The organism is Yoonia sp. (assembly GCF_036007805.1).
Lineage (GTDB): Bacteria > Pseudomonadota > Alphaproteobacteria > Rhodobacterales > Rhodobacteraceae > Yoonia.
This window is the reverse complement of the sequence record NZ_DASYOK010000158.1, coordinates 1-1,771: the sequence shown is the minus strand read 5'-3', so window position 1 is coordinate 1,771 and position 1,771 is coordinate 1. Positions and strand designations below refer to the sequence as shown.

General features: G+C 60.1%; 2 protein-coding genes. Both read left to right on the top strand.

The window, feature by feature from the left end; genetic code table 11:
* A partial coding sequence (gene dgcA, locus VGP75_RS09105) for an N-acetyl-D-Glu racemase DgcA (RefSeq protein ID WP_327543357.1) occupies window positions 1-800 on the top strand: 800 nt, incomplete at its 5' end.
* Entirely contained in the window at window positions 797-1,663 is an 867-nt protein-coding gene (locus VGP75_RS09100; RefSeq protein WP_327543356.1) for a D-amino-acid transaminase, read from the top strand. The genes dgcA and VGP75_RS09100, both read left to right, overlap by 4 nt.
* The last annotated feature ends 108 nt before the right edge of the window (window positions 1,664-1,771 follow it).

The following is a 1,771-nucleotide window of genomic DNA, read 5'->3' as shown; positions in this document are numbered from 1 at the left end:
TGGAGAGTGTGACGGCGCAGATTGCGGGTTTCACGGGTGCCTGGCCGGATTTGCCCGACGCCTTGCCTGCGGGGGCCGCGCGCAACGCGCTTGATTGCGCGTTCTGGGATCATGCGGCCAAGCGCGCGGGCAAACGTGTCTGGGACCTGTTGGGTGTGCCCGCACCAAACCCGGAAATCACCGCCTATACCCTTTCGCTCGACACGCCCGCGGCGATGGAACGGCAAGCCGTCAAACACGCGGCCCGCCCCTTACTCAAAATCAAGCTTGGCACGCCGGATGATATGGCGCGTCTTGAAGCGGTCCGCCGGGGGGCGCCGGATGCGGATATTATCGTTGACGCGAACGAGGGCTGGACCGCGGAGGTCTATGCCGATCTCGCGCCGCATCTGATCCGCCTTGGCGTGAAGATGGTGGAACAACCGTTGCCTGCAGGGGCGGATGACACGTTGGCCGAAATCGCACGCCCCTTGCCCGTTTGCGCCGATGAAAGCTGCCATGACCGTGCTAGCCTGCCTGCGTTGCGCGGCAAATACGATATGGTGAACATCAAGCTGGACAAAACCGGAGGCCTGACCGAGGCGCTGGCGTTGAAACGCCAGGCACTGGCCGAGGGCTATAAGGTGATGGTCGGCTGCATGGTCGGATCGTCACTTGCAATGGCGCCCGCTACGATCCTTGCGCAGGGTGTGGCATTCACCGACCTTGACGGGCCGCTGTTATTGGCCGAAGACCGTGATGAACCTTTGAAATTCGATCACTTGGGCGTGCACCCGCCCGCCACAGCACTTTGGGGATGACCATGCGGACAGTCTATGTCAACGGCGCGTATCTGCCGGAAAACGAAGCGAAAGTCTCGATCTTCGATCGCGGATTTCTGATGGCGGACGGGGTGTATGAAGTCACCTCTGTGCTGGACGGCAAGCTGATCGATTTCGCAGGCCATGCCAAGCGGCTTGAACGGTCACTGAACGAACTGGATATGCCGCACCCCGAGGTTCTGCCGGATCTTCTGGAGGTCCACCGCGAGTTGGTGCGCCTGAACGGCATTGAAGAGGGTATGATTTATCTGCAGATCACCCGTGGCGCCCCTGAAGACCGTGATTTTGTCTTCCCCGATCCGGAGACTACAAAGCCAACGGTGGTGCTGTTCACCCAGAACAAACCCGGTCTGGCCAATAGCCCTGTGGCGAAAAAGGGCATCAAGGTGATCTCGATCGAAGATCAGCGCTGGGCGCGCCGCGACATCAAAACCGTGCAACTGCTGTTCCCGTCGATGGGCAAGATGATGGCCAAGGCCGCCGGTGTGGATGATGCATGGATGGTCGAGGATGGTGCTGTAACCGAAGGTACTTCGAATAACGCCTATATCATCAAGAACAACACGATCATCACGCGGCATCTGGGCAATGAAATCCTGCACGGGATCACGCGCGCTGCCGTGCTGCGCTTTGCGCGTGAGGCACAGATGAAGGTCGAGGAACGCAGCTTTACGATTGCCGAAGCGCAGGACGCGGACGAGGCGTTTATCACATCCGCCAGCACCTTTGTGATGCCGGTGGTCGAGGTGGATGGTGTCGCGATTGGCGCCGGTACGCCGGGGCCTGTGGCGACGCGGTTGCGCGCGATCTATCTTGAGGAAAGCCGCAAGGCGGCTGTGTAGTTCGGGCTAGATCCGGACCGAAGGCACGCGGCGAGTCAAGAGAACTTGGCGACGAACCAGATCGTGAGGGTCACGATCGGCAAAAGGATAAGTCCGGATGTCATGAGG

What these genes read in the sequence shown, in the direction of transcription:
- VGP75_RS09100 (WP_327543356.1), top strand. Translation starts at nt 797, where the DNA reads ATGACCATGCGGACAGTCTATGTCAACGGCGCGTATCTGCCGGAAAAC.